Origin of the sequence: Algoriphagus aquimarinus, from assembly GCF_007997215.1 — a bacterium.
GTDB lineage: Bacteria > Bacteroidota > Bacteroidia > Cytophagales > Cyclobacteriaceae > Algoriphagus > Algoriphagus aquimarinus_A.
Window position 1 is genome coordinate 65,563 of record NZ_VORW01000005.1, and the last position, 21,959, is coordinate 87,521.

Sequence of the window (21,959 nt, forward strand, 5' to 3'; positions counted from 1 at the left end):
AAAACCGTTAACTAGGTTAAGGATTAGCAATAAAGAAGACTTTTATCATTAATTTTTTAAGTGAATGCCTCAGTTTCCAATCAATACCAACATTTAAGGATTTTGGAGTGATTTTAAATTTTGTTCTGAATCTGCCAATTCTTCATTTTTTAGGGTAATTTTCGCGTATTACATAAGGCATTTTCACCCTAAATGCTGTAAACCCTAATATTTAACAAAGTAGCCTATGTGCAATTTTACACTCAAAATCAGAAGCTCAGTGTTTCTAATGACACTGCTAGTTTCCCTAACTGCGGCAAAAGTCTTCGGCCAAACAACTGTTTCTGGAACATTGACAGATGCAGATACCAAAGAGACCTTAGTCGGCGTCAATATTTTGGTAAAAGGAAAGGTAATCGGAACCATTTCTGATCTTTCCGGGAAATACTCCCTGAATGTTAATCAAGAACCTCCGTTTACATTGGTCTTTTCTATGATTGGCTACACACCACAAGAAGTAGAAATCAACGGATCACAGAATAATCTTGACATTCAATTATCTGAAACAACCATCCTTGGTCAAGAAGTGGTAGTCTCTGCTTCCAGAGTTGAAGAAAGCGTGCTTCAATCACCTGTATCTGTAGAAAAAATGGATATCATCGCTATCCGTGATGCTCCTCAAGCAAGTTTCTACGATGCGATTAACAACTTGAAAGGAGTAGAAATGAGCACGCAGTCTCTCCTATTTAAGTCTTTCAACACGCGTGGATTTAATGCTAACGGAAATGTGAGAACTGTTCAGCTAATCGATGGAATGGACAATCAAGCCCCAGGATTGAATTTCTCTATAGGTAACATTGTCGGCATTTCAGAACTTGACCTTGAGAGTGTGGAACTTCTTCCGGGTGCATCTTCAGCCCTTTATGGACCTAATGCCATTAATGGTATTTTGCTGATGAACTCTAAAAGTCCTTTCCTTTACCAAGGACTCTCTGCCAGTGTGAAAACGGGCATCATGAATGAAAGTGGTAGATCACAAGCAGCTACAGGATTCTATAACTTCAGTGCTAGATATGCAAAAGCTATCAGCGACAAGTTTGCTTTTAAAGTAAACATGGAATACCTAAAAGCTGACGACTGGCAAGCAAATGACTTCCGGGATCAATCACTTTTAAACGGGTCAACTATTGGAACTGGAAACACCCAAAATAACCCAGCTTATAATGGTGTGAATATTTACGGTGATGAAACTAACGTAAACATGCTTTCTGTAGCTCAGTCTATGGTTCAGGCTGGAGCCCTTCCTTCTGCAGCATTAGGTTTGATCCCAAATTCTGCTGTTTCAAGAACAGGCTATATGGAAAGAGACATAGCTGATTATGGCACTAAATCAGTAAAATTCAACGCTGCCCTACATTATAGAATTAATGACAATATTGAAGCTATTCTTCAAGGGAATTTAGGTTTTGGTACCACAGTTTATACCGGTGCAGATAGATACTCCCTGAAGGATTTCATAATGGGACAATACAAAGCTGAACTGAGAGCGTCCAACTGGTACGTAAGAGCATATACCACCCAAGAAAGATCAGGTGATGCTTTTGCTGTAGGAACGGCCGCACAAGGTATTAATGAAGCTTGGAAAGCAAGTACACAATGGTTTCCTGAATATGTAGGAGCCTATGCAAATGCTATAGGTCAGGGTGCTGATAGTAATACTGCCCATGGGTTAGCTAGACAATTTGCTGACCAAGGAAGGTATATGCCAGGGTCAACAGAATTCCAAAATGCCTTGAATGGAGTTTCTTCTAGACCTATTCCAGGTGATCAAAATGGTGTTGGGGCAAAATTTGTTGACAGCAGTAACCTGTACCACTTTGAAGGATCTTACAATTTCACAGAGCAAATCAAATTTGCTGAATTTGTAGTAGGTGCTAACTATAGAATCTATGACTTGAATTCAAACGGAACCATTTTCGCTCTTGATGAAAATGGAGATGAATACAATATCAAGGAGTTTGGCGGATATATACAGGGCTCAAAAAAGTTTCTCAATGATAAATTCAAATTGACAGCTTCAGCTCGCTATGACAAGAATGAAAACTTTGCTGGTCAATGGTCTCCAAGAATTTCCGGAGTTCTCACTGAAGGAAATCATAATTTCAGAGCTTCTTATCAGACTGGATTCCGTATTCCTACTAACCAAGACCAGTACATCGATTTGAATACACCACAAGCTCGTTTGATCGGTGGCTTACCATTCTTTACAAATCGATACAATCTGAATACAAATCCAGGTTACACATTAGCTAATGTGACTAGCTACGGTGGAGCGGTTCAACAGTCCACTCAAGATCCAGTTATACAACAGCAAGCGATTGCAATAGTAACTCAGCAGGTACAAGCAGGAATTATCCCCCCTTCACAAGCTCAAGCAGCAATAGTACAAACTGTAGGCTTTTTATCAGCTGCTGCAAATATAGCCCAGCTTCAACCCTATGAGATAAAAGAATTCAAACCAGAGCGAGTGAAGTCTTTTGAAGTAGGTTACAAAGGGATTTGGGGCAATAAGCTATTGGTTGATGCCTATGCTTATTTCAATAGATTCGAAAACTTCAATGGTAGCCAAGTATTAATTCAGGACGCTTCTGACTCAGGACTTGCAGGTCCAAACCCACTAACAGGACTTAACCTTATTGGTGCAGGTCCAGGTGGCAGAAAAGTTTATTCAATGCCTGTGAACAGAACTGAAATAATAAAATCTTGGGGATGGGCAGCGAGTATGGACTATAAGTTACCAAAAGGCTACACTGTAGGTGGTAACGTGTCCTTCAATACACTTTCCAACTTGGATGAATTAGCTGAGACAGGTTTCCAGCCTAGCTTCAACACTCCTGAGTATAGATATGTGTTGAACTTCGCTAATAGAGAAGTAATCGATAATCTAGGATTCGCAGTAGCCTACAGATGGCAAGGAGAATTTGCTTGGCAATCTTCTTTTGTAAATCCTTCAGTTTCCAGTCGGCAATTATCAGTAGTTCCTGCTTATGGAACATTAGATGCTCAGTTGAGCTATAAAATCAAGAGCATGAAGTCAATCCTGAAGGTGGGAGGATCTAACCTTTTCAGCAAAGGATACACCCAAGCGTGGGGTAACCCTACTGTTGGAACCACGTATTTCGTAAGCCTTACATTTGACGAGTTCTTGAATTAAGATTTAGCAAAAATCAATTTCTTAAAAGCCATTCCGGGATTCCGGGATGGCTTTTTTGGTTTTATCCCATGGAAATATCCTTCATCAAAAATGGTGGATGAAATAGCTACAGAAACTCGATCATGAATAGCCAATATATCTTTCCCCTTCTCTATTGACTCTTATTTGTTAAATCACATTTAATACGTGATCGCATAAGGCTTTCATGTTTATTAAAGAGTCTTTTGCGGAGCATATTTTGGGCGAAACATTTGATATCCTTCAGGCGGTTTTGACACTAATTTGAAAGGGTGATAGAATTTTACATACAACTTCTCCTAAAAAAATCATCCCTCATTTTTAGATAAAAAAAGGGATCACCACAAAATGTGATGATCCCATAATTACTAATGCTACTATCAGTTTCCTATTCCCACTCCTTAGTCATGGTACTTAGGAAGCTTACTAAGTCTCTAATTTCTCTTTTCGTAAGCAATGCCTTCATATCTGGCATACTAGAAGGTGAGTTTTTACGCTCAGCTATACTAGTATTCATGATTAACGTATCTGGCTTAGAACCAACTTTCAAAACTAACCCGTCAGCTTTTTCCTCCATCAGAGTTCCGCTTATAGTAGTACCATTTTTCAATTCTAGTTGAACAAAACCGAAACCAGGTGCTAATCTCTTACTTGGGTCAATTAAAGCCTCTAGGAGTTCTGTTTTAGAAGCTCTATTGGCCACACCATTTAAATGCGGTCCTGCCACTCCACCCATATCATCGTAACCATGGCAACGGATACATTGAGCAGTTTGATTCTGGAAGAAAATATTCCTACCTGCCCTTACACTACCTCCCTCTAGAGCACCACTATAAAGTGCTACTAGATCACCATGGGTTCGCGACTCTTGTACTTTGTCATATTTGGCTCTCAAATCAGTCGATTTCGTAGCATCTATCGCTTCTTCCAATTCAATCATCACTTCATTTGGCAATTTGTCCTTAGACAAATCATCTAAAAGCGTATTCCAAAGAGGAAGCTCAGCAGACTTGTCAAGATTACCCAAACTTAGCAAAGCAGCTTGTTTTTCAGCGGTAGTTCTATTTTGAATTACATCCTGAAGTAAATTCACCATTAAGTCCTGAGAAATATCGGTCTTAGTCAATAGATCCAATCCTACTACCCGTACCGCCCTTGATTTATCTTTCATGGCTATTTCAATAGGTCCTGAGATAGTCCCCGGATTCGCATTGGATAATGCCAAAATTGCAGCTACACGTACATTTTCTGATTGATCATTCTTCAATAGTGCAATGAGCTTAGCTTCAGCATCAGCAATCTTCAATTTACCTATGGCCTTTACGCTTGCCTCTCTGATTACTTCATTTTTATCATTCAAAGCACCTAACAGTGTCTCTTTTACGGAAGATTGAATTGGTGCCAGATCTCTTTGTACAGCACCTCTATTTCTGCCATCCACACGGTCAAGCACTGAAGGCTTAGCCCAGGTTCCCAAAGTGGCAATTGCTTCTGCTTTCAGAGTTGCATTGACACCAGGCTTGGCTATATAAGTCTTCAAGTTGTCCATGGACTTCTGTGTTCCCACACGAAGATTGGCTCCGATTGCTCTTCTGATCAAAGGCTCATTTTCAAAACTGGTAGTCACCAATAGATCACCAAGTGCTGGCAAAGCACCTTCGATTGAGAAATCATCGTTGATAGCTCTTGCCGCTTCCGTAACGATGTATTCGTCTTTATCTGCTAAGAATGCTGTGATTCCTGGATCAGCCATTCTACGAAGTGCCAAAACAGCTCCAAGACGAACAGCATTAGAAGAGTGAGACGCTAACTTGATTATAGGATCTTTCTTATTGATTCTAGCTAGCGCTAAACTTGCTGCATGTCGCAAAAAGGCATCCTCATCATTATTAGCTTCCAATACACCTATCAAACCGTTAATAGCAGGCTCGTAAGCGATTCTTCCTAAAGCTTCTGAAGCAAAGAACCTAACACGGATTTCACTGTCTTTCAGCAAGGGTAAAAGTGCATCACCAGCTTTTGCATACTTAATATCTCCAAGCCATTTAGCAGCTTGGGCACGAATCTCAGAGTCTTGGTCTTTCAACAAAGGAATCAAAGCATCCGCATAGTCCATTTTGTCCATTCTAGCCAATTGGCTAATACCGACGATTGCATGAATTCTAGCATACTGATTACCTTTCTTGTTGATAGTAGCCTGAAAAACTTTCGCTCCGTCAGCTCCTCTTTTAGCTAATTCAAATTGAGCTTTTCTTCTGATTCTCATGTCCTCATCACCAAGATAGCCGCTAAGCGCATCGTCTGTTAAGGTTTTGAAATCAGTTTTCATGACCTGTGCAGTGATTTTTCTAGCTTCCCAGCTAGCTCCACCCTCGTCATCAAGTTTCCATACTCTACCGTAATTTTTCGTATTCCAACCTTCTATCCAGTCAGCAAAATAAAGCGAACCATCAGGTCCAAAGTCCAAGCCCGTTGCCAGTATTCCTGACATAATATTTTCAGTTTGGGACATCTTGAAAGATGCTCCGTCTTGCTCCAATTTGAATGCGTGGATTCCTGATCTAGCTGGGTTCCCTACAAAAGATGCTACGAAAAAGGTGTTTTTCCACTTCTCTGCTAAAGCAGTCCCAGGGTTATAAACCATGCCTGTAGGACCATTGATGTAATTCTGAATTGGTGGTGTGATATAAGCTGCCTGACCTTCATATCTTGGCACAAAAAGTCGCTCATCCATCCACACTTTATAAGTATTATTATCCGGATCACGGTATTTACCAAATTGCCAGTTTGTTCTCCAGCCGGTATCTGAACCGTTAACTAGGTACACAAGTCTTTCACTTTCTCCTCCATGATCACCATCATTATCTACAGAGATCAGGTTATTATGAGCATCAAAGGTAAACTCATGTGTATTTCTTACACCCATGGCGAAGATTTCAAAATCACTTCCATCAGGATTTGCTCTCGCTACTACTCCTCTGTTTGGATATTTCCACTCAGTTCCATCTGGGCCTTTACCATTGAAACCTATATCGCCAATCCCCCAGTATATTCTACCATCCGGCCCAACTTCCAGGCCTGACATACCATGTCCTCCAAATCCAATGTGAACACCATATCCATGAGAAATTGATTCTTTCTCATCCATAATGCCATCACCATTTTTGTCGGTAAGTCTCCAAACATCTGGACCTACACCCACAAACAAGTTATCATCCAGTTTCAGCAAAGCTCCTGCTACATCCGTAGTCACGTCGTTAAAGTCCTGAACCATCATTTGAGAATAGTCTGCACGACCATCTCCATCTCTGTCTTCCAGTCGGTAAATTTCTTCTCTTTCCACAGTCATATCCCGCCAATCGTGTGAACCATCACCGTTCACATCAGCTAACCAGGTATTTTTGTCAGACATCTCAGGGGAAAGTGTCTTTTGAAGGAAAGCTCTTTTTTCCGAGATGGTTTGAAGACTTATGGATTCAATTTCCCAATCTTGATGCGCTCTAATATCAAATTCAGAATTTTTCTGACGATTGGTACGTGAGTAATACAAGCTGCCATCATCAGTAATCTGAATAGAAATAGGGTCATAGACTAAAGAATCTACCGCCCAAAGCGAAAGTTTGAACCCGGGACTTAATGTTGGGTTAACCTGACTTTCGGCGGCTTGCACCATTGGAGCAATTTCTTCTTGGGATAGATTACGCTCCCGGAGATCTACTTTCTCTTGCTTACTACAAGAAAATAGTAGCGGAATAGCGGCAGCCAAAATGATTTTGGCATAGTGTCGTTTTATTTTGGGTTGAGGCATAGGTTTATTTTATTATTCCAATCTTGAAATTAACAAAATTAAAAATGGCTTTTTCGCCACTAATCAAAAAGGGCTGTAAAACAAAAAACCCGATCACAGATCGGGTTTTTGTTCACTTTAACCACTAACAACCATAAAACAAAAATTTCTTAAGACTAAGCGGGGATTGAGCTTTAACGTCTTGGTAGTCGGTACGGGAATCGAACCCGTGTTTTATCCGTGAAAGGGATACGTCCTAACCCCTAGACGAACCGACCATAATAAATCAAAAATTATTCACAACTTCCTGAAATTCAGGCGACAATGTAGTCGGTACGGGAATCGAACCCGTGTTTTATCCGTGAAAGGGATACGTCCTAACCCCTAGACGAACCGACCATTAAATACCTCAGAAAACTTGCTTTTCTGAATGGTTGTGCAAATATAGAGGGTTAAGTTTTTAAAACCAATTTGGCTCCGAAAATTTCTTTTGATTTTAGCTAAAAAGCTGATCCAAAAGGAATAAAATTTTCTTTGGAGGGTTTGCAGTTGATTTTCCTATTTTTGAACTCCCAATTGAAAACTATACCAATGGAACCAACTAAAAACATCAAAATTGCCATAAACGGTTTTGGCCGTATAGGCAGGTATACTGCAAAATTGATCCTAGAGAAAAAAGGATTAACCCTAGTGGCTATTAATGATTTGGCTGATCCAATTTCTATAGCACACCTCCTAAAATATGATTCTATTCATGGTAAATCTGAAAGCAAAATTGAGCTTGAGGATTCGATCTTGAAAGTAAATAAACAGGAAATACAACTCTTTGGACAGTCTGACCCAGAAAAACTTCCCTGGAAAAGTTTAGATATTGATTTAGTCATCGAGTGTACTGGAAGATTCACGGATCGAAAAGGAGCTGAAAAACATTTAACGGCAGGAGCAAAAAAAGTAATCATTTCTGCTCCTTCACTAGACCCTACTATAAAAATGGTCGTGTTGGGAGTCAATGATTCAATTTTGACAGGTGAAGAGAAAATTGTTTCCAATGCTTCCTGCACCACAAATTGCCTAGCTCCTATGGTCAAAGTTCTGGATGATAATTTCGGAGTGGTCAAAGGCTTTGCCTCTACCGTCCATTCTTACACCAATGACCAGAACCTTCATGATGCGCCTCATCGTGACCTAAGAAGAGCAAGAGCTGCGGCCTATTCAATTATCCCCACCACGACCAATGCTGGAAAAGCCTTAGATGAAATTTTACCTGAGTTAGCAGGTAAGATCGAAGCCTCTGCGATGAGAGTGCCAGTGCCCGACGGTTCCTTAACTGATATGATTGTGGAACTTAAACAAGATGTCACCGAAGATCAGATAAACACAGCATTTAGAGAGGCGAGTACAGGCTATTTAAAAGGACTTCTCGAAGTCGAAGACTCTCCTATCGTATCTATTGATATCATAGGGAATCCACATTCCTGCATCATTGATTCTGCTTTGACATCTGCAAAGGGCAACATGATCAAACTTGTAGGTTGGTATGACAATGAAGCGGGCTACGCCAACCGTTTGGTCGACCTAGCCCGCTTGATTTCTGGGAAATAAATTGAGATTATGCTTTTACGCGATTAAGAGAAAGAAGCTTCACTATAAAGTTTGGTAGGTTTTTATTGCTTTTCCTTTTGTCTAGCTTCAAATACCATCCTAATTTCTCCATGATTGGAACCTTGAAAGTTTCTACCATTTCAATAAGCGTTCCATCGGGATCTTCCAAGTAAGAGAATCTACCGGCGGCTTTACCCATATCAAACTCATTTCCACTATCAACAGTCAAAGGGATGCCTTCTTTCGCAAGGTTCTCTTTGATTGCTCCCATTCCATTTACATCGAAGCAAACGTGGATAAAACCTAGGTCCCCCCAGTTTCTATTTTCAAATGCCTTATTTCTAGGTTGACTTTGTGTTTCTATCAGTTCGATCTGCGTTTGGCAAAACAATTTCCCAAAAGCGCCAGTCAAAACAGATGAACCCTGAAGAATCGCTCTTCTATATTCTGTACTTCCTTCTCCTACCTGAACAAAGTCATCCCATACTCCAGTTTTGTCACACAGGATTTCGGTCTGCAATAAGTGCTTTTGGTAAACAGGCAGTGCATCATCTACAGATGATACGCCAATGACAACTCCTAAAACTCCACCTGTAAGATCTTTGTTTTTACTAAACCAAGAGCCATTTTCAATCAGCTCAAAGGTATTCCCGTATGGATCTTTCACGTAAAAATGCCAAACTCCAATTGGGTTTTTTATAGGTTCACCCAGCATGAGCGCTCCCACTGTTTTTAAGTGAGCATAGGTTTTTTGGATATCATGGCATCGCATTTTTACAGCTAAAATACCTAAATCCTTCCAAGTAAGTTCCTGCTCAGATGCAAGCGGGACCTTCGATGTATATTGCCAAATTTCAAATCCTCCCCCTCCCTGCATATTCAAAGCTAGAATTGCATGCCTGCTTTCCACTTTTCCAGAAGTGTAGCGAGTCATCAACTTAGCTTCTGCACTATCCTGAAAGATCGGCACATCCATCTTAAAAGCTTTCCTATACCAAGCCCAAGCTTGGTTCGCATCTTTTACTCCTATACCAACTTGCTGGATGCCATTAATTGTCGCTTGATTCATTCAACTAAAGTTATGCTTTTGATTCTTTTGTTTAAAAAATTTAAATATAAACTTTTGATCCTTGATGGCTTAACTTTTAACAAAAAAAGAGACAAAGCCGCAAAATTAGCTAGCTGCACTTTCACCCAACTGTTTTCTTGGTATTTGCGAGCGGAAACTGTCATTTCTTCTGGAAGAACATGAAAATCAGATTTTTGCCGAATTCTCCTTACTAGTTCAAAGTCTTCCATAATAGAATACGAGTCATCAAATCCCTCCAAAGAGTCAAAAAATGTTTTTTTGATGAATAGACTTTGATCCCCTCCTCCTGACAATATTCCATTGAATCTCGTAAACCAAGAGTTCACTTTCAAAAGTCTACTTTCTGAGTTAAATCTATACCGGAAACATCCAACTTGCTTCCCGTTTGAAATATTTGCGAGTATGACTTGGGCAAATTCCATTACTGGCCTGGTATCAGCATGCACAAAGTAAAACACACTTCCATTGGCATGATGAGCACCTAGATTTAATTGTTTCGCTCTATTTCGAACTGGGGAGTATATGACTACAGCTCCCAAGGAAATCGCAAGAGAAATAGAATTATCAGTTGAACCACCATCCACTACTATAATTTCTGAAAGTAAATCTCCTCCAAATTTCAGAAGATAGGGTATCAATTCTTTCAAATTCTCTTCCTCATCGACACAGGGGATTATTACAGAAATCTTATTTGCTTCAGTCAACTCTTCGCTTTATAGAGTAATTCTTGAGGTTGTTTTCTAGCACCACTTTTTGCAAAATCCCACCTTCATAATAGAAGGTATTTGTATTACCATTCACATCGATTTCATACACGCCTTTCTCTAGCTCTATCACCTTAGTGAGCATTCCGAAATTCTCTGAAATCAGTTCATCACCATTTTTAGGTTCCTGGAAATAAAGTTTGGCAGGAGTGCCGTAGACAGCTTGTTTGATAGACTCTTCATTGTGGAATTTATAGGAATTGGCATCTACGTCGTAGTGATCTTTGTTCCAATTTACAGTTGTCACAAAGTTACCTCGATTCGAATCCGACTTAGTCGTAGCTTTCATGAGCTGCCCATTTTTAAAATTTACGTTCTGGAGAAATTCCACGTGGATTTTACCAAAAAACCAGAATTCCACTTTACTGTGGAGCTGATAATCTTCAGCCTTTGGAGAAGTAGTTTTATCTGCCTGCATACTACCAATAGTAAATCCAGCGAGTACAATGTCGTATTTATTCGTTTTGGTTTGGCTAAAGCAATTAAGGCTAGATCCAAGCAATAGGAAAAAGACAGTAATAACGAAACTGACTGGCTTAAAGCTTTTTAACAACATATATTTCTATCAAGAAGTAAAGGGGATGATTTAGTATTTTTTCCAACGAACAAAATCTGAAGTAAGATGGGAGTTTCCCTTAATTTCCCCAAGAAATGAAGGTACAATAAGGCTAAAGTTTATCCTTAAACTTATTCCACTCCTCTTCAAAATCCACATCTGAAAGTGTAGCAAGCACATCATAGGAGATCTTATGATTCTCCAAATAATCCCTAGTCAAAGATGCCACTTGATCAGTGCTCCACGGGATCCCTTCAAATAATCCGGGGATAAATTTACGCATGCCAAGCAGGTAATACCCCCCATCATGTGCCGGACCAATGACCACATCTTTATCTTTTAAACTTTCAAAGGCTTCATAGATCAGTTCTGCCGTGATCTCTGCACAATCCGTTCCTATAATTATCAGCCTATCAAATTTCTCTTCAAAAAGTCTTTGAAAGGCATTACTCATTTTTTCGCCCAATCCGAAGCCTGATTGCAATTCAAACCTATAGTTTATAGGATATTCACCTCGATCTTCTTCTAAATGATTTGAATAAAAAAGAATCTTCTGAACAGGACTTTCTGATGCTACCTTATGAGTGTATTTCACCAAAAGTTGATATGCTTCGAAAGCAGCTTGATCGCCTATAGTAGATGCTAATCTGGTTTTCACATTTCCCAATTCCGCATTTTTCTGGAAAATTAGTATCCCGTTTTTCATATTATGCAGTTGTACCTCCGCAACTTGAACCTGCTCCCGCAGTACAGCCAAAGCAGTGATTTTTGACTATGATTTCTCTACCAAGAAGTGTTTTCTCATTATAATCTTTAATATGCTGAGAATCTGCTGTAGCTACCTTTAGTTCCAACATTTGATTGAAATCACAATCATATAAATACCCATCCCAACCAACAGATATAGTGTTTCTACACATCACACCTGATGCTGCGACAGGATTAAAACTGGCAATTAACTTTTCCATGTATGCTTCATAGTTATCACTTCTCAGCAAATACTCAAGAAATCTACTAATCGGAAGATTCGTTATTGTAAAAAGAGAATTGAAGGTAATCCCAAATTTATCAGCAAGCCGCTTTTTAAACTCCACTTCCAAACCACTTTGAGGTGCAGGCATAAAAGCACCCGACGGATTATACACTAAGTTTAAAATTAACCCAGAATCCTGTATTCCATATCCCTGCGCATTCAGCAGTTTGAGAGCCTTTATTGATTTGTCAAAAACTCCATCTCCACGCTGTGAATCAGTTTTCGTCGCTGTGAAATACGGTAAAGAGGAAGCTATTTCAATTCTATGCTTTTTGAAAAACTCCGGCAAATCATGATACTTAGGATTAGCCAAAATGATGGTGAGATTGCAACGCACAATAATATTCACATCAGAATCAATTGAGCGTATAGCTTCTACAAACCATCGGAAATCAGGATTCATTTCAGGAGCTCCACCTGTCAGATCAATGGTCTTAATTTCATGATTTTTAATAACCTCAAGACATTGCTGCATGGTATCTCTGGTCATTATTTCCTTACGATCCGGACCTGCGTCCACGTGGCAGTGTTGACAAACCTGATTACACATTTTACCCAGATTTATCTGGAGAGTGTCCAATTGAGTTGGTTTGAGTGGAAAAAGACCCACTTCATCTAAATAAGTGGAAAAGCCTCCCCCTTTAGAACCCGGTATTGGGTTTTCTAAGATTCCAATTTCTTCTTTTGCACTTGATAATCGATGATGTTGCGCTTTTAATGATTTCATCACATGGATATTTCTTTCACTTTATTCATCATCTGAGTAGCATGGACTAGTGAAGCACCACCTCTGATAGCTGCTGCTACATGCACAGCCTCCATCATTTGCTCCTCGTCACAGCCTTTTTCCATGGTGTCTGTGGTGTAAGCATCGATGCAATAAGGGCATTGGATCGTGTGAGCAACCGCTAGTGCTATTAATGATTTTTCCCTTGCTGTGAGTGCACCTTCGGCAAAGACTTCTCCATAGTAATCAAAAAACTTGTCTGCTAGTGGTTTTTGATATTCAGCGATCTTGCCGAAATTTTTAAGGTCTTCTGGATTATAGTATGTTTTCATGGGAGCTTTGGTTTTAGTCTATTTACGAAGTAAAAGTATTCGATGGACTTACAACTCCCTTAATCCAAAATGGGTTTAGGATAAATAATTTTTTTTTACAATGGTTTTGAAAAATATGAACTGAAAGGATGACTGATTGTTATATTTAACATACAGAAAAAGGAACTTTTAAACAATTAACAACATGGCATTACGACTAGGCGATACGGCACCAAATTTTACAGCCGATACCACAGAAGGTAAAATTGATTTTTACGACTATTTAGGAGATGGATGGGGAGTTCTCTTCTCTCATCCTGCAGATTATACTCCTGTTTGTACTACAGAACTAGGTGCTGTTGCAAAACTCAAGGATGAATTTGCGAAGCGCAATACGAAAGTACTTGCTCTTAGTGTAGATGGAGTAGAAAACCATAAAGGCTGGATCTCTGACATCAATGAGACACAAAATACTACTGTGAATTTCCCAATCATCGGTGATGAGGATAGAAAAGTATCAGAATTGTACGATATGATCCATCCTAATTCCAGTGAAAACTTTACTGTTCGTTCCGTGTTTATTATTGGAAATGACAAGAAAGTGAAACTCATCATCTCCTATCCAGCTAGCACAGGAAGAAACTTTGATGAGTTGCTGAGAGTAATTGATTCACTTCAATTGACTGCAAACTATTCAGTAGCGACTCCAGCCAACTGGCAGCAAGGCGAAGACGTAGTAGTGTCTCCTTCTATCAAGACTGAAGATATTGCTGCCAAATTCCCTAAAGGGCATAAGGTGATCAAACCTTACTTAAGAATGACTCCTCAACCAGACTTATAATCAACTGGTATTCAATCAAAAAAGGCTTCCAAATGGAAGCCTTTTTTGATACTATATTTTTAAAATTATTTACGATTCAATCAACAGAAATTTAGCTTTTGCTGCCCCTTTCCTCACAGATTTAGCATGTTGATATCCTTCAGAATTGTACCAAGCCTCTGCTTTTTCTTTTGTGGGAAATCTCAGCATTACCAAGCGCTCATGATTCCACTCTCCTTCGAGTACTTTCACAGGATTACCTCGAAGAACGAACTTACCACCATAAGCTGAAACTGTCGCAGGCGTAAGCTCCTTGTAAGCGTTGTACTTTTCTTGATCTGTGATATCTACTTCTACTATTACAAAGGCAGGCATAAATTCTAGTTTTGGTTATAGATAAATTTACATCAAATAATAAGATCAATCAAACCCAACTCCGGCTGCAAATCTAGTTTTGGCAAAAGAAACCTTGCGCTTTGAAAGCAACTCGTTTAAGGTGATTTTTGAACTGAAAACAGATACTTCTCTACTATTTACTAAAAATAGGCTGCTTTCTCCTATTTCAAATTTCCTTATTTCACCTTGGAGCAACATTTCCAATGCAGCTACATTTCGAGTATACGTATTGATCTGATAATTAACCGCGCTCCAGCCATTTAATTCATTTTCAAGCTTTGTACGAAGCTGAAGTTCCTTCAAATCTCTGGAATTCTGTTTTAAGTCAATTTTGGCTTCTGCCATACGCATTCCTCCTCTGGCCTTTCTCCACATCAAAGGTGTATATACAGTAAGACCCCATTTGTAGTTATTCTCAAAGAAACTCGCCTGATCAAATTGATTAAGGTTTTCTGTGAGAAAATTATACTTGAGCTTGACCACAGGAATAATCTGCTGTGCCTTGAGTCGTCTATCTACATTAAGACTCGCCAACTCATAATCTACCAGCATTAGCTCTGGATGATCAGCCACCAACACCCTCAATTCTTCCTCATTTAATATCAAGGCTTGTTCTGTGTATAACTTCTCAGGTAAAGTCTCCTGATTCAAAACAATTGGATTCCCTGAATCATCCCATAGAAAATTGTTGAGATTCTGTGTTCTAATAAACAACTCATTCTCAGCTTTCTGAAGATTATATTCCCTATTCAAGAGTTGTGAAGCTGCTTCCACCGTATCTATAGCTGGAAAATCACCCTGCTCGTAACTGATTTTAACGCCCTGAAATCTCATTTTTGCCAGGATTACTCCTTCCACTAGCAATGCCTTATTTGCGTGAGCTAGTGACCAATTCCAATAAGTGTCAGTTGCTTGTAAATACAATTCATTCAGCATACTTTTTCGTTCCGATTCCGTGGACTGCTGATAAATCTGTGCTTTACGCAAACCTGCTCTTCTATCATCCAAAATCAACCCTTGGCCCAGATTTACAGATGCACCTGCTGATAATAAACCTCCAGATGGCAAAGAGTTTTCAGGATTAAGATATTGCCCGGAATTCTGCTCAAAAGCTCCATTAAGTTCGATTCCGGCCCAAGTTGGAATCGAGATTCCCGCTTCTCGCTTATCGTAATACGTCTTTTCGTCGTAGCTTTTCTTGTCCAAATTCCCATACAGCAAGGGATCAAAACCGCCTCTCGCGGTGCGGACTTCCATATCCCCCATGGTAAGCATAATGTCTGCCTGTGCTGATAGTGGATGATAGGCTTTCACCCATTCCAGATACGTTTCAAATGTTAAGGTATCTGTCTGCTGGGCCTGAAGGTTCAGGCTGCTGGCAATTAGTAAGATAGTGAAGAGTATCCTTTTCATTACTTTCCTTTTGCTATTTCTTCCTTCTGAATCCTAGTGTAGTAATCTGCAGGGAATCCATTCAACTGACGCCAGATCTCATACCATACAGGTACGTCGTTCAGCAATGCGATTCCATCAGCTCCAGATCCTACCCGCAATACCTCGGGCCATGCTGCCTCTTCTGGATCCTCAGCCACCAAGACTCTGTATTGGTTGCTTGTCCCGGCGAATTGATCGATCGCGACGATGACACCACCAAACGTACCATTGGATAGCTTAGGCCAGCCTGAAAATACAATTGCAGGCCATCCATCAAAGATGAAACGAACCTTTTTGCCTACGACCATCAATGGCAAATCTACCGGTGAGATGTACATCTCTACAGCCAGTTCACCATTGGATGGAACAATATTTACTATTTGGTCACCTTCCTTGATTGTCTCACCCAGACCTACTTGAATGGCTTCAGCTATAAATCCATCCTGAGGAGCCAAAATATGCCTAAACCCAGTTCGGGCTTCATAGTTCGAGTATTGATTCTCAAGTTTCGACGCTGAACCTTCCGCATCGTATTGACTAGATTGAGCTGTATACATGTCAGATTCAGCCTTTGCTAACTTATCTTTGAAATCATTATCTATTGCATCTAGCTCCAATTGTGCAGAAACGAAGGCATTTTTACTACTCAACAAACTATTCTCCTCACCAATTACACTGGCCTGTACCTCTTGAAACTTTAACCTTCTAGTTTCCAAATCTGTGAGGGATCTTAAGCCTTCTTCGTAGAGCTTTTCTGCTCTTCCGAGTTGTTTAATACCAATTTCATAATTGACTTTGGCTTGTTCAAAGCGAATACTATCTGACTGAACTTTCAATTCAGCCATTTTGAGCTTATTTCTAGCTTGTTCCTTCCGCAGGATATTATTTCGTTTCAGCGCTGCGATCTGGCTATCCAGCGCTTTGACTTTTTCCTTATAAGAAAGCGCTGATAGATTCTTTGCATCTACTTGTAGCTGAGTTCTTGGAAGCAACAAGGAATCAAAGTATTCATCTTTCACTTCTGTGATACTGACGATGGTATCTCCCTTGCTTACAAAAGCCCCCTCATTCACATACCACTTATCTATTCTACCTGCAATTACTGAGTGTATAGTCTGAGCTCTATGCTGTGGCTGAAGCATCGTAACATAGCCCTTGGACCGTATATACTGTGTCCATGGAAGAAAAAGCATAAGAAATACAATGCAGCACGACACAAATAGAATTCTAACCCTTGTTTTCTTCTGCTGACTGGCAAGAGTCATTTGGAGACTTTCTGACTGCTCAAAAGGCCTTCTATCTTTGATTTTATTTTCAGAGATGTTTAACATAGTCCTATGAGTTAAGTGTTAAAAAATTCTGATACCCTGTTTGATTCCCCTGGTAAATTAGCTCACCATTGTCCATTACGATTACCTGATTAGCCTCCTTGATCACTTCTACATCTTGTGTGACCATCACCAGTGTCCACTTTCCACCAAACAAATAATCCTTAACGCGGTCTTTTATCTCCTTGTCAAGATGATGGAGCGAATTCTCTAGAATCATTGCCTGAGGCTCACCCACAAGAGCTCTTGCCAACATAATCGCCTGAGCCATCTTTCTTGAAAGTCCTCTTCCTTCAGGCAGAAGTACCGTTTGCAAATCCTCCGGCAACTGATACACAAAGTCCTTTAGTCCTACCAATTCAAGTAGAAACGCCATTTGTTTCGGCTCTATGTCTCTGCCCACCAAAATATTCTCACCAATCGTTCCATGGAAAATCTGTTGCAGCTCCATGCAATCCCCTATTGAACTTCTGTACTTGTCCAAGTGTATCATCTCCAAGGAGAGATCATTGATTTTCACTTTGCCCTGATAGGTTTCATATAATCCTGAAAAAAGGGCAAGCATTGCACTTTTCCCACTTCCACTTTTCCCAGTAATTACTGCCTTGGAACCAGCTTCTATAGTTAGGGTGACTCCTTTCAAAATAGGTTTGATAACATCTCTAGGTTGAAAAATCACATTTTCCATTGCCAGTTTGATTCCCTTGTATTGATTAGTGATATCCTTTTCGGATTCATTGTGATCCTCAAGTTCCATGTCCATGATCTGCCCTAGTTTCTCAGAAGCCACCAGTGTATCGTAAACAGTCTCCAGAGAAATGATCAACTTTTCCACAGCATTCACCACCATTACGATAATGACTTCTGCAGCTACAAATTGACCAATACTGATTTGTCCATTGATCAGTAGTAAACTACCAGCAACTAAAAGACTGGTCACTATCAATACTTTGAAGCCGATCAAGACTTTATACTGAAAAACCAACACGGAAAAGTGATGTGTTCTATATTCCACATAGCGCGCTAGAAGCTTGTCTACACGTAGAATCGGCAGCTTTGAATTCCCTCCGACCAGTTTAAATGTATTTAGAGTACGTCCAATCTCTTCCAACCAATATGCTGTCTCGTATTTGTGCGTGGATTCTTTCATCGCAGTGGACATACCTTTTGGGCTGGTGAAATAGAAAATCGTAACTAGAATAAGCACTAAAACTATCCCAAAAAGAATAAAAGTCGCATGGTAAAACGACAACAGAATCAATCCAAAAACCACCTGAATCAATGCTGTAGAATACTCTACTAGAATCTTAGAAACTCCCTTTTGAAGATTTACAGTATCGAAAAACCTGTTTACAATCTCTGGAGCATAAGTACCATGAAAAAGCTCTGATTTAATTTTTGGAAGTCTGTATGCAAGAGAAAGACCTGACTTGGCAAAGATTCTTTGTTGCAGTTTCTCTGTGATTTGCAATTGGGAGATCTGTAGAAAACCACCAAAAGCAATACCTGCTGCTACTATAAGAACTAAAATCACCCAAGAAGTAGTAATCCTACCTCCAAGGACGAAATTCAAAATAGCCTGTATTCCCAGTGGTAAAGACAATGCTACCAAACCATTCAAAATGGCATAAAAGTAGATCGAATACACCTGATCCTTTTCCTCCTTCAGCAGATTAAAAAATCGCTTCATAGGAGTAATTGTGTTTGAATTATTCATTTGAGATTGCCTTTACTATTAAATCTTCAAAAAAGACCAACCGATTTTCTGAGTCTAGAGATTGCTCCGTCATGCCGGGCAAATGTCTGGCATTAAAGGCATGAAGTAAACTAGACTCCATGACAGTATATGCCAAGGTTTTCGGATAGGGATAAGAAGGGTTTATTTCAAATATCAATTCGGAAATTCGCTCTCCAAAACTATAAACTTGAGCAAAAATCCCGCTTTCATGCTCTACATCAACAGTTTTGGTCAGGTATCCTTTAAGTGATTCATTGACTACTATACTGCGCAAATCAGCAGGATTTATATGAACATTCTTAGTGAAGACCGGCCCATTTACAATGAGTCTCATAGCAATGGATAGACGTGCTTTGCTGCTTTCAAGATTTGCCGTAGAGTAAACATAATTAACTTCCATCCACGCCCAATACCAAGCTGTAAGGTAAAGCAACAACATATGCTTATTTTCAAAGTAGCGATAAACTGCCGCTTCCGTCACTCCTATATGTACTGCAAGTTTTTTAAAAGTGAAGTTCTCCATACCTAAATCCTGTATGAGAACTGCTCCCTTCTGTACTATGGAGCTACCCAATTCTGAGCTGAAAGGTTCTTTTAGATAGAGATTGTCATGCACCTCCATCTTCATATTATTCACTAAGTTTTCCATAAAAGAGTCTTGTAACCTCTTGTGAAACGCAGAAGTAGGGAAAAAGTTAACAAATCTTTCAAAAAGTTAGCATTACTAACAGGAAGTGGTAAATATATATTTCATCACCACATGAGAAATCAAGAATTAAATCTTACGGGTATATAGATATGCCCAAGCAATCAGTACAGGATGAATGATCAGCAATCGAAACCAACCTGTCCATGGAGGCAAACAAATTCCATTTTCAATACAGGAATTCAGTTGGATGAAATATATATGTGCCGGAATAAATGCTAGCAGCATCAATATGACTCCCCAAGCTGCCATGCCTCTAGTCTGAGGAAACAGCAAAGCAATTCCAAATGCTACTTCACATACTCCTGCCAAAATATTTAACAGCTCATGAAATGGTAAATATTCAGGAATTAATCGGAGATAACCGTCCGGGCTTATGAAGTGATTAATACCCGCTAGTATATAAAAAGCAGACATCAAATAGAGTCCAACTGTTTTAAGTTTTTTCATTATTGGTCGTATGAGTCATATTTTAAAAGAGTTTCAATCCTATTTTTGAAGAACTCTAAATTCCGGTATCTTACCCATTCCATGGCAAAAAACACTGCATTTTTCAGGTTCAACGTTCGCCCCTGGGTATTCTGGCCGCCATTTATACTTCTAATTCTAGCTGTATTTAGCAGCATAATCTTTCCTGATGTATTTATTGATTTCATCAGGAATATACAGCAAAGGATATTGACCAACTTTTCACTTGGTTTTAGCTGGGTATCATTTACGATGACCTTGCTTACGATTGCTGTCTACTTTTCCCCTTTAGGCAAGTATAAAATCGGCGGTGAATCAGCAATTCCCCGATTGAATAGAATCAGCTGGTTTGCTATTGTCCTATGTACAACTATCGCAGTTGGAATCTTGTTTTGGGGGAGCGCTGAGCCACTCTCCCATTTTTTATTTCCTCCAGATTTCAAGGGTTTTGAATCCAATTCAGATCAAGCTAAGACCTTTGCTTTGGGAGCACTATACTTTCACTGGGGATTTACTCCTTATGCTATTTACGCGGTGCCAGCCTTAGTTTTTGCATTGATGTATTATTCTGGCAAAAGCAGATTAAGTCTTGGTATCATGCTTAGACCGATGATAGGAAATACACCTCACCGATTTTGGGAAACAGGATTGGATATGTTTAGCCTTTTCGCTTTGGTGACAGGAATGGCTGCTGCGCTTGGAGCGGGAATTCTAAGTCTTTCTGGAGGTTTTCTAGCTTTCTTTCCGGAGTTAAATCCCACATTTCTCACAGGATTAATTACTCTTGGGATCTTGATCACCTTCATTATCTCAGCTTCTACAGGAATAGAAAAAGGAATTAAAAACCTCTCACTTTTCAATCTTGGCTTCTTCTTTCTCATCGCATTTCTATTTGTGATTCTTGGAGAAAAGGGGAGAATATTCGATTCTATACTGACTGGCTTTAGCCAATATTTTTCAAATTTCGCAGACCTAAGCCTACAACTAAGCGGCTCTGGAAACAGCTGGACCTACGATTGGTCTACTTTTAATTTCGCGATGTGGATGGCCTGGGCTCCCATGACTGCCTTGTTTCTTGGAAAAATAGCTGTGGGTAGAACAGTCCGGGAATTTCTATTGGTAAATTGGTTTTTCCCTGCACTTTTTTGTCTGATTTGGATGGGGATTTTTGGAGGAACTACATTAGATTTTGCTTCCGCCAATCCTGAGCTTTACAAAGACCTTTTTCTAAATTCAGGCCCTGAATCTATCATTTATAAGGTTTTTGAGGATATGGGCTACTTTAAGATATTTGCCCAGCTATTCATTCTTGGCATTTTTATATCCTACGTGACGGCAGCAGATTCCAGCACAGATGCCTTGGCAAGCATAAGCATGAAAAAGCAAGATGGAGATCCATTTCGCTCAGACACCAATTTAAAAGTCATTTGGGGGGTGCTGATTGGATTTTTATCCTGGGTAATGATCACCTATTCAGGAATCGATGGGGTACGAATTCTTTCCGTAATTGGCGGATTACCAGCCTTATTTTTCTTACTTCTGGTTTCTGTAAGCCTTCTTATGATACTTATTTCACCGAGTAAATATTTGAACAATCAATAACCTCGATATTTCAATTTCCCCACATTATAGAGGTACAAGACTTTAGAATACCGAAGCATCAAAGGCATTAAGATTATATTCGACAATCCAACTGTAGTAAGATACATCCAAAGCTCCGGTTTGTCCATTAGTATATTCAAAGCCACCATAGTCGTAATCACTAAGGCTACAGAGAAGCCGTAGCTGACGTACATTGCTCCATAGTAAAAATCCGGTTCTGCGTGAAAGTTAGCTCCGCATTCAGAACAAGATTTATTGACATCGGATAATTTACGATAGCTATTTACAGGCACTGAGAATAAATCTCCTTCGTGACACTGAGGACATTTTGCTCCAAGGATAGCCCTGAATGTACTTTTATTACTCATTTCGTCTAGTTTATAGGA

The 21,959-nt window shown here is 39.6% G+C and carries 18 protein-coding genes and 2 tRNA genes; 4 read left to right on the top strand and 16 right to left on the bottom strand.

Features of this window, described 5'->3' with window-relative positions; all coding sequences use genetic code 11:
• Positions 1-226 precede the first annotated feature (226 nt).
• Positions 227-3,193: a TonB-dependent receptor gene (locus ESV85_RS10480; protein WP_146917356.1), complete on the top strand. Its 2,967-nt coding sequence runs from the start codon at positions 227-229 to the stop codon at positions 3,191-3,193.
• A 406-nt stretch (positions 3,194-3,599) separates the two neighbouring features.
• Here the strand turns inward: ESV85_RS10480 and ESV85_RS10485 are convergent, their stop codons facing one another.
• The 3 genes from ESV85_RS10485 to ESV85_RS10495 form a co-directional block, all read right to left on the bottom strand.
• A complete protein-coding gene (locus ESV85_RS10485; RefSeq protein ID WP_191321982.1) occupies positions 3,600-7,019 on the bottom strand; it encodes a HEAT repeat domain-containing protein in 3,420 nt (1,139 codons plus the stop codon).
• Between the two features lie 182 nt (positions 7,020-7,201).
• A tRNA-Glu gene (locus tag ESV85_RS10490) sits at positions 7,202-7,276 on the bottom strand.
• A 49-nt stretch (positions 7,277-7,325) separates the two neighbouring features.
• A tRNA-Glu gene (locus tag ESV85_RS10495) sits at positions 7,326-7,397 on the bottom strand.
• 192 nt (positions 7,398-7,589) lie between these two features.
• Between ESV85_RS10495 and gap the strand changes: the two genes are divergently transcribed.
• On the top strand, positions 7,590-8,600 hold the full coding sequence (gap, locus tag ESV85_RS10500; RefSeq protein WP_146917358.1) for a type I glyceraldehyde-3-phosphate dehydrogenase: 1,011 nt from the start codon (positions 7,590-7,592) through the stop codon (positions 8,598-8,600).
• A gap of 7 nt (positions 8,601-8,607) precedes the next feature.
• Here gap and ESV85_RS10505 read toward each other — a convergent pair whose 3' ends face one another.
• The 6 genes from ESV85_RS10505 to ESV85_RS10530 form a co-directional block, all read right to left on the bottom strand.
• A complete protein-coding gene (locus ESV85_RS10505) occupies positions 8,608-9,669 on the bottom strand; it encodes a VOC family protein (protein ID WP_146917361.1) in 1,062 nt (353 codons plus the stop codon).
• A complete protein-coding gene (locus ESV85_RS10510; protein WP_146917363.1) occupies positions 9,666-10,394 on the bottom strand; it encodes a TIGR04283 family arsenosugar biosynthesis glycosyltransferase in 729 nt (242 codons plus the stop codon). Before ESV85_RS10510 ends, ESV85_RS10505 begins: the two co-directional genes overlap by 4 nt.
• Positions 10,387-11,010, bottom strand: coding sequence for a DUF6134 family protein (locus ESV85_RS10515; RefSeq protein ID WP_146917366.1), 624 nt, complete (start codon positions 11,008-11,010; stop codon positions 10,387-10,389). The genes ESV85_RS10510 and ESV85_RS10515 overlap by 8 nt, the downstream gene beginning before the upstream one ends.
• A 112-nt stretch (positions 11,011-11,122) precedes the next feature.
• Entirely contained in the window at positions 11,123-11,716 is a 594-nt protein-coding gene (locus ESV85_RS10520) for a TIGR04282 family arsenosugar biosynthesis glycosyltransferase (protein ID WP_146917368.1), read from the bottom strand.
• A 1-nt stretch (position 11,717) separates the two neighbouring features.
• Positions 11,718-12,770 carry an arsenosugar biosynthesis radical SAM (seleno)protein ArsS gene (gene arsS / locus ESV85_RS10525; RefSeq protein WP_146917371.1) on the bottom strand — a complete coding sequence of 351 codons (1,053 nt, stop codon included), beginning with the start codon at positions 12,768-12,770 and terminating at the stop codon, positions 11,718-11,720.
• Positions 12,770-13,102, bottom strand: a complete 333-nt coding sequence (locus ESV85_RS10530) for an arsenosugar biosynthesis-associated peroxidase-like protein (protein WP_146917373.1) — start codon at positions 13,100-13,102, stop codon at positions 12,770-12,772. Before ESV85_RS10530 ends, arsS begins: the two co-directional genes overlap by 1 nt.
• 184 nt (positions 13,103-13,286) lie before the next feature.
• On the opposite strand from ESV85_RS10530, the gene ESV85_RS10535 reads away from it, so the two are divergent.
• Positions 13,287-13,922, top strand: a complete 636-nt coding sequence (locus tag ESV85_RS10535; RefSeq protein ID WP_146917376.1) for a peroxiredoxin — start codon at positions 13,287-13,289, stop codon at positions 13,920-13,922.
• Between the two features lie 69 nt (positions 13,923-13,991).
• On the opposite strand, the gene ESV85_RS10540 is transcribed toward ESV85_RS10535, so the two are convergent.
• From ESV85_RS10540 to ESV85_RS10565, 6 genes are all read right to left on the bottom strand, one after another.
• Positions 13,992-14,276, bottom strand: coding sequence for a DUF1330 domain-containing protein (locus ESV85_RS10540; protein WP_146917379.1), 285 nt, complete (start codon positions 14,274-14,276; stop codon positions 13,992-13,994).
• Positions 14,277-14,321: 45 nt separating this feature from the next.
• Positions 14,322-15,710 (bottom strand): TolC family protein, encoded by a 1,389-nt coding sequence (locus tag ESV85_RS10545; RefSeq protein ID WP_146917381.1) that lies wholly within the window; start codon positions 15,708-15,710, stop codon positions 14,322-14,324.
• On the bottom strand, positions 15,710-17,062 hold the full coding sequence (locus tag ESV85_RS10550) for an HlyD family secretion protein (RefSeq protein WP_146917383.1): 1,353 nt from the start codon (positions 17,060-17,062) through the stop codon (positions 15,710-15,712). The genes ESV85_RS10545 and ESV85_RS10550 overlap by 1 nt, the downstream gene beginning before the upstream one ends.
• Before the next feature lie 4 nt (positions 17,063-17,066).
• Positions 17,067-18,749 (bottom strand): peptidase domain-containing ABC transporter, encoded by a 1,683-nt coding sequence (locus ESV85_RS10555; protein WP_146917385.1) that lies wholly within the window; start codon positions 18,747-18,749, stop codon positions 17,067-17,069.
• Positions 18,750-18,768: 19 nt separating this feature from the next.
• On the bottom strand, positions 18,769-19,446 hold the full coding sequence (locus ESV85_RS10560; RefSeq protein ID WP_146917387.1) for a TetR/AcrR family transcriptional regulator: 678 nt from the start codon (positions 19,444-19,446) through the stop codon (positions 18,769-18,771).
• Positions 19,447-19,572: 126 nt separating this feature from the next.
• Positions 19,573-19,953 (bottom strand): MauE/DoxX family redox-associated membrane protein, encoded by a 381-nt coding sequence (locus ESV85_RS10565; protein ID WP_146917388.1) that lies wholly within the window; start codon positions 19,951-19,953, stop codon positions 19,573-19,575.
• A gap of 81 nt (positions 19,954-20,034) precedes the next feature.
• On the opposite strand from ESV85_RS10565, the gene ESV85_RS10570 reads away from it, so the two are divergent.
• Entirely contained in the window at positions 20,035-21,573 is a 1,539-nt protein-coding gene (locus ESV85_RS10570; RefSeq protein WP_146917390.1) for a BCCT family transporter, read from the top strand.
• Here ESV85_RS10570 and ESV85_RS10575 read toward each other — a convergent pair.
• The gene (locus tag ESV85_RS10575; protein WP_146917391.1) at positions 21,567-21,941 is read right to left on the bottom strand and encodes a DUF983 domain-containing protein; all 375 of its coding nucleotides are present in this window, start codon (positions 21,939-21,941) and stop codon (positions 21,567-21,569) included. The genes ESV85_RS10570 and ESV85_RS10575 overlap by 7 nt on opposite strands.
• Positions 21,942-21,959: the final 18 nt, after the last annotated feature.

Coding starts and splice junctions, on each gene's coding strand:
- ESV85_RS10480 (WP_146917356.1), top strand. CDS start 227: ATGTGCAATTTTACACTCAAAATCAGAAGCTCAGTGTTTCTAATGACA.
- ESV85_RS10485 (WP_191321982.1), bottom strand. CDS start 7,019: ATGCCTCAACCCAAAATAAAACGACACTATGCCAAAATCATTTTGGCT.
- gap (WP_146917358.1), top strand. CDS start 7,590: ATGGAACCAACTAAAAACATCAAAATTGCCATAAACGGTTTTGGCCGT.
- ESV85_RS10505 (WP_146917361.1), bottom strand. CDS start 9,669: ATGAATCAAGCGACAATTAATGGCATCCAGCAAGTTGGTATAGGAGTA.
- ESV85_RS10515 (WP_146917366.1), bottom strand. CDS start 11,010: ATGTTGTTAAAAAGCTTTAAGCCAGTCAGTTTCGTTATTACTGTCTTT.
- ESV85_RS10520 (WP_146917368.1), bottom strand. CDS start 11,716: ATGAAAAACGGGATACTAATTTTCCAGAAAAATGCGGAATTGGGAAAT.
- arsS (WP_146917371.1), bottom strand. CDS start 12,770: ATGAAATCATTAAAAGCGCAACATCATCGATTATCAAGTGCAAAAGAA.
- ESV85_RS10530 (WP_146917373.1), bottom strand. CDS start 13,102: ATGAAAACATACTATAATCCAGAAGACCTTAAAAATTTCGGCAAGATC.
- ESV85_RS10535 (WP_146917376.1), top strand. CDS start 13,287: ATGGCATTACGACTAGGCGATACGGCACCAAATTTTACAGCCGATACC.
- ESV85_RS10540 (WP_146917379.1), bottom strand. CDS start 14,276: ATGCCTGCCTTTGTAATAGTAGAAGTAGATATCACAGATCAAGAAAAG.
- ESV85_RS10545 (WP_146917381.1), bottom strand. CDS start 15,710: ATGAAAAGGATACTCTTCACTATCTTACTAATTGCCAGCAGCCTGAAC.
- ESV85_RS10550 (WP_146917383.1), bottom strand. CDS start 17,062: ATGTTAAACATCTCTGAAAATAAAATCAAAGATAGAAGGCCTTTTGAG.
- ESV85_RS10555 (WP_146917385.1), bottom strand. CDS start 18,749: ATGAAGCGATTTTTTAATCTGCTGAAGGAGGAAAAGGATCAGGTGTAT.
- ESV85_RS10560 (WP_146917387.1), bottom strand. CDS start 19,446: ATGGAAAACTTAGTGAATAATATGAAGATGGAGGTGCATGACAATCTC.
- ESV85_RS10565 (WP_146917388.1), bottom strand. CDS start 19,953: ATGAAAAAACTTAAAACAGTTGGACTCTATTTGATGTCTGCTTTTTAT.
- ESV85_RS10570 (WP_146917390.1), top strand. CDS start 20,035: ATGGCAAAAAACACTGCATTTTTCAGGTTCAACGTTCGCCCCTGGGTA.
- ESV85_RS10575 (WP_146917391.1), bottom strand. CDS start 21,941: ATGAGTAATAAAAGTACATTCAGGGCTATCCTTGGAGCAAAATGTCCT.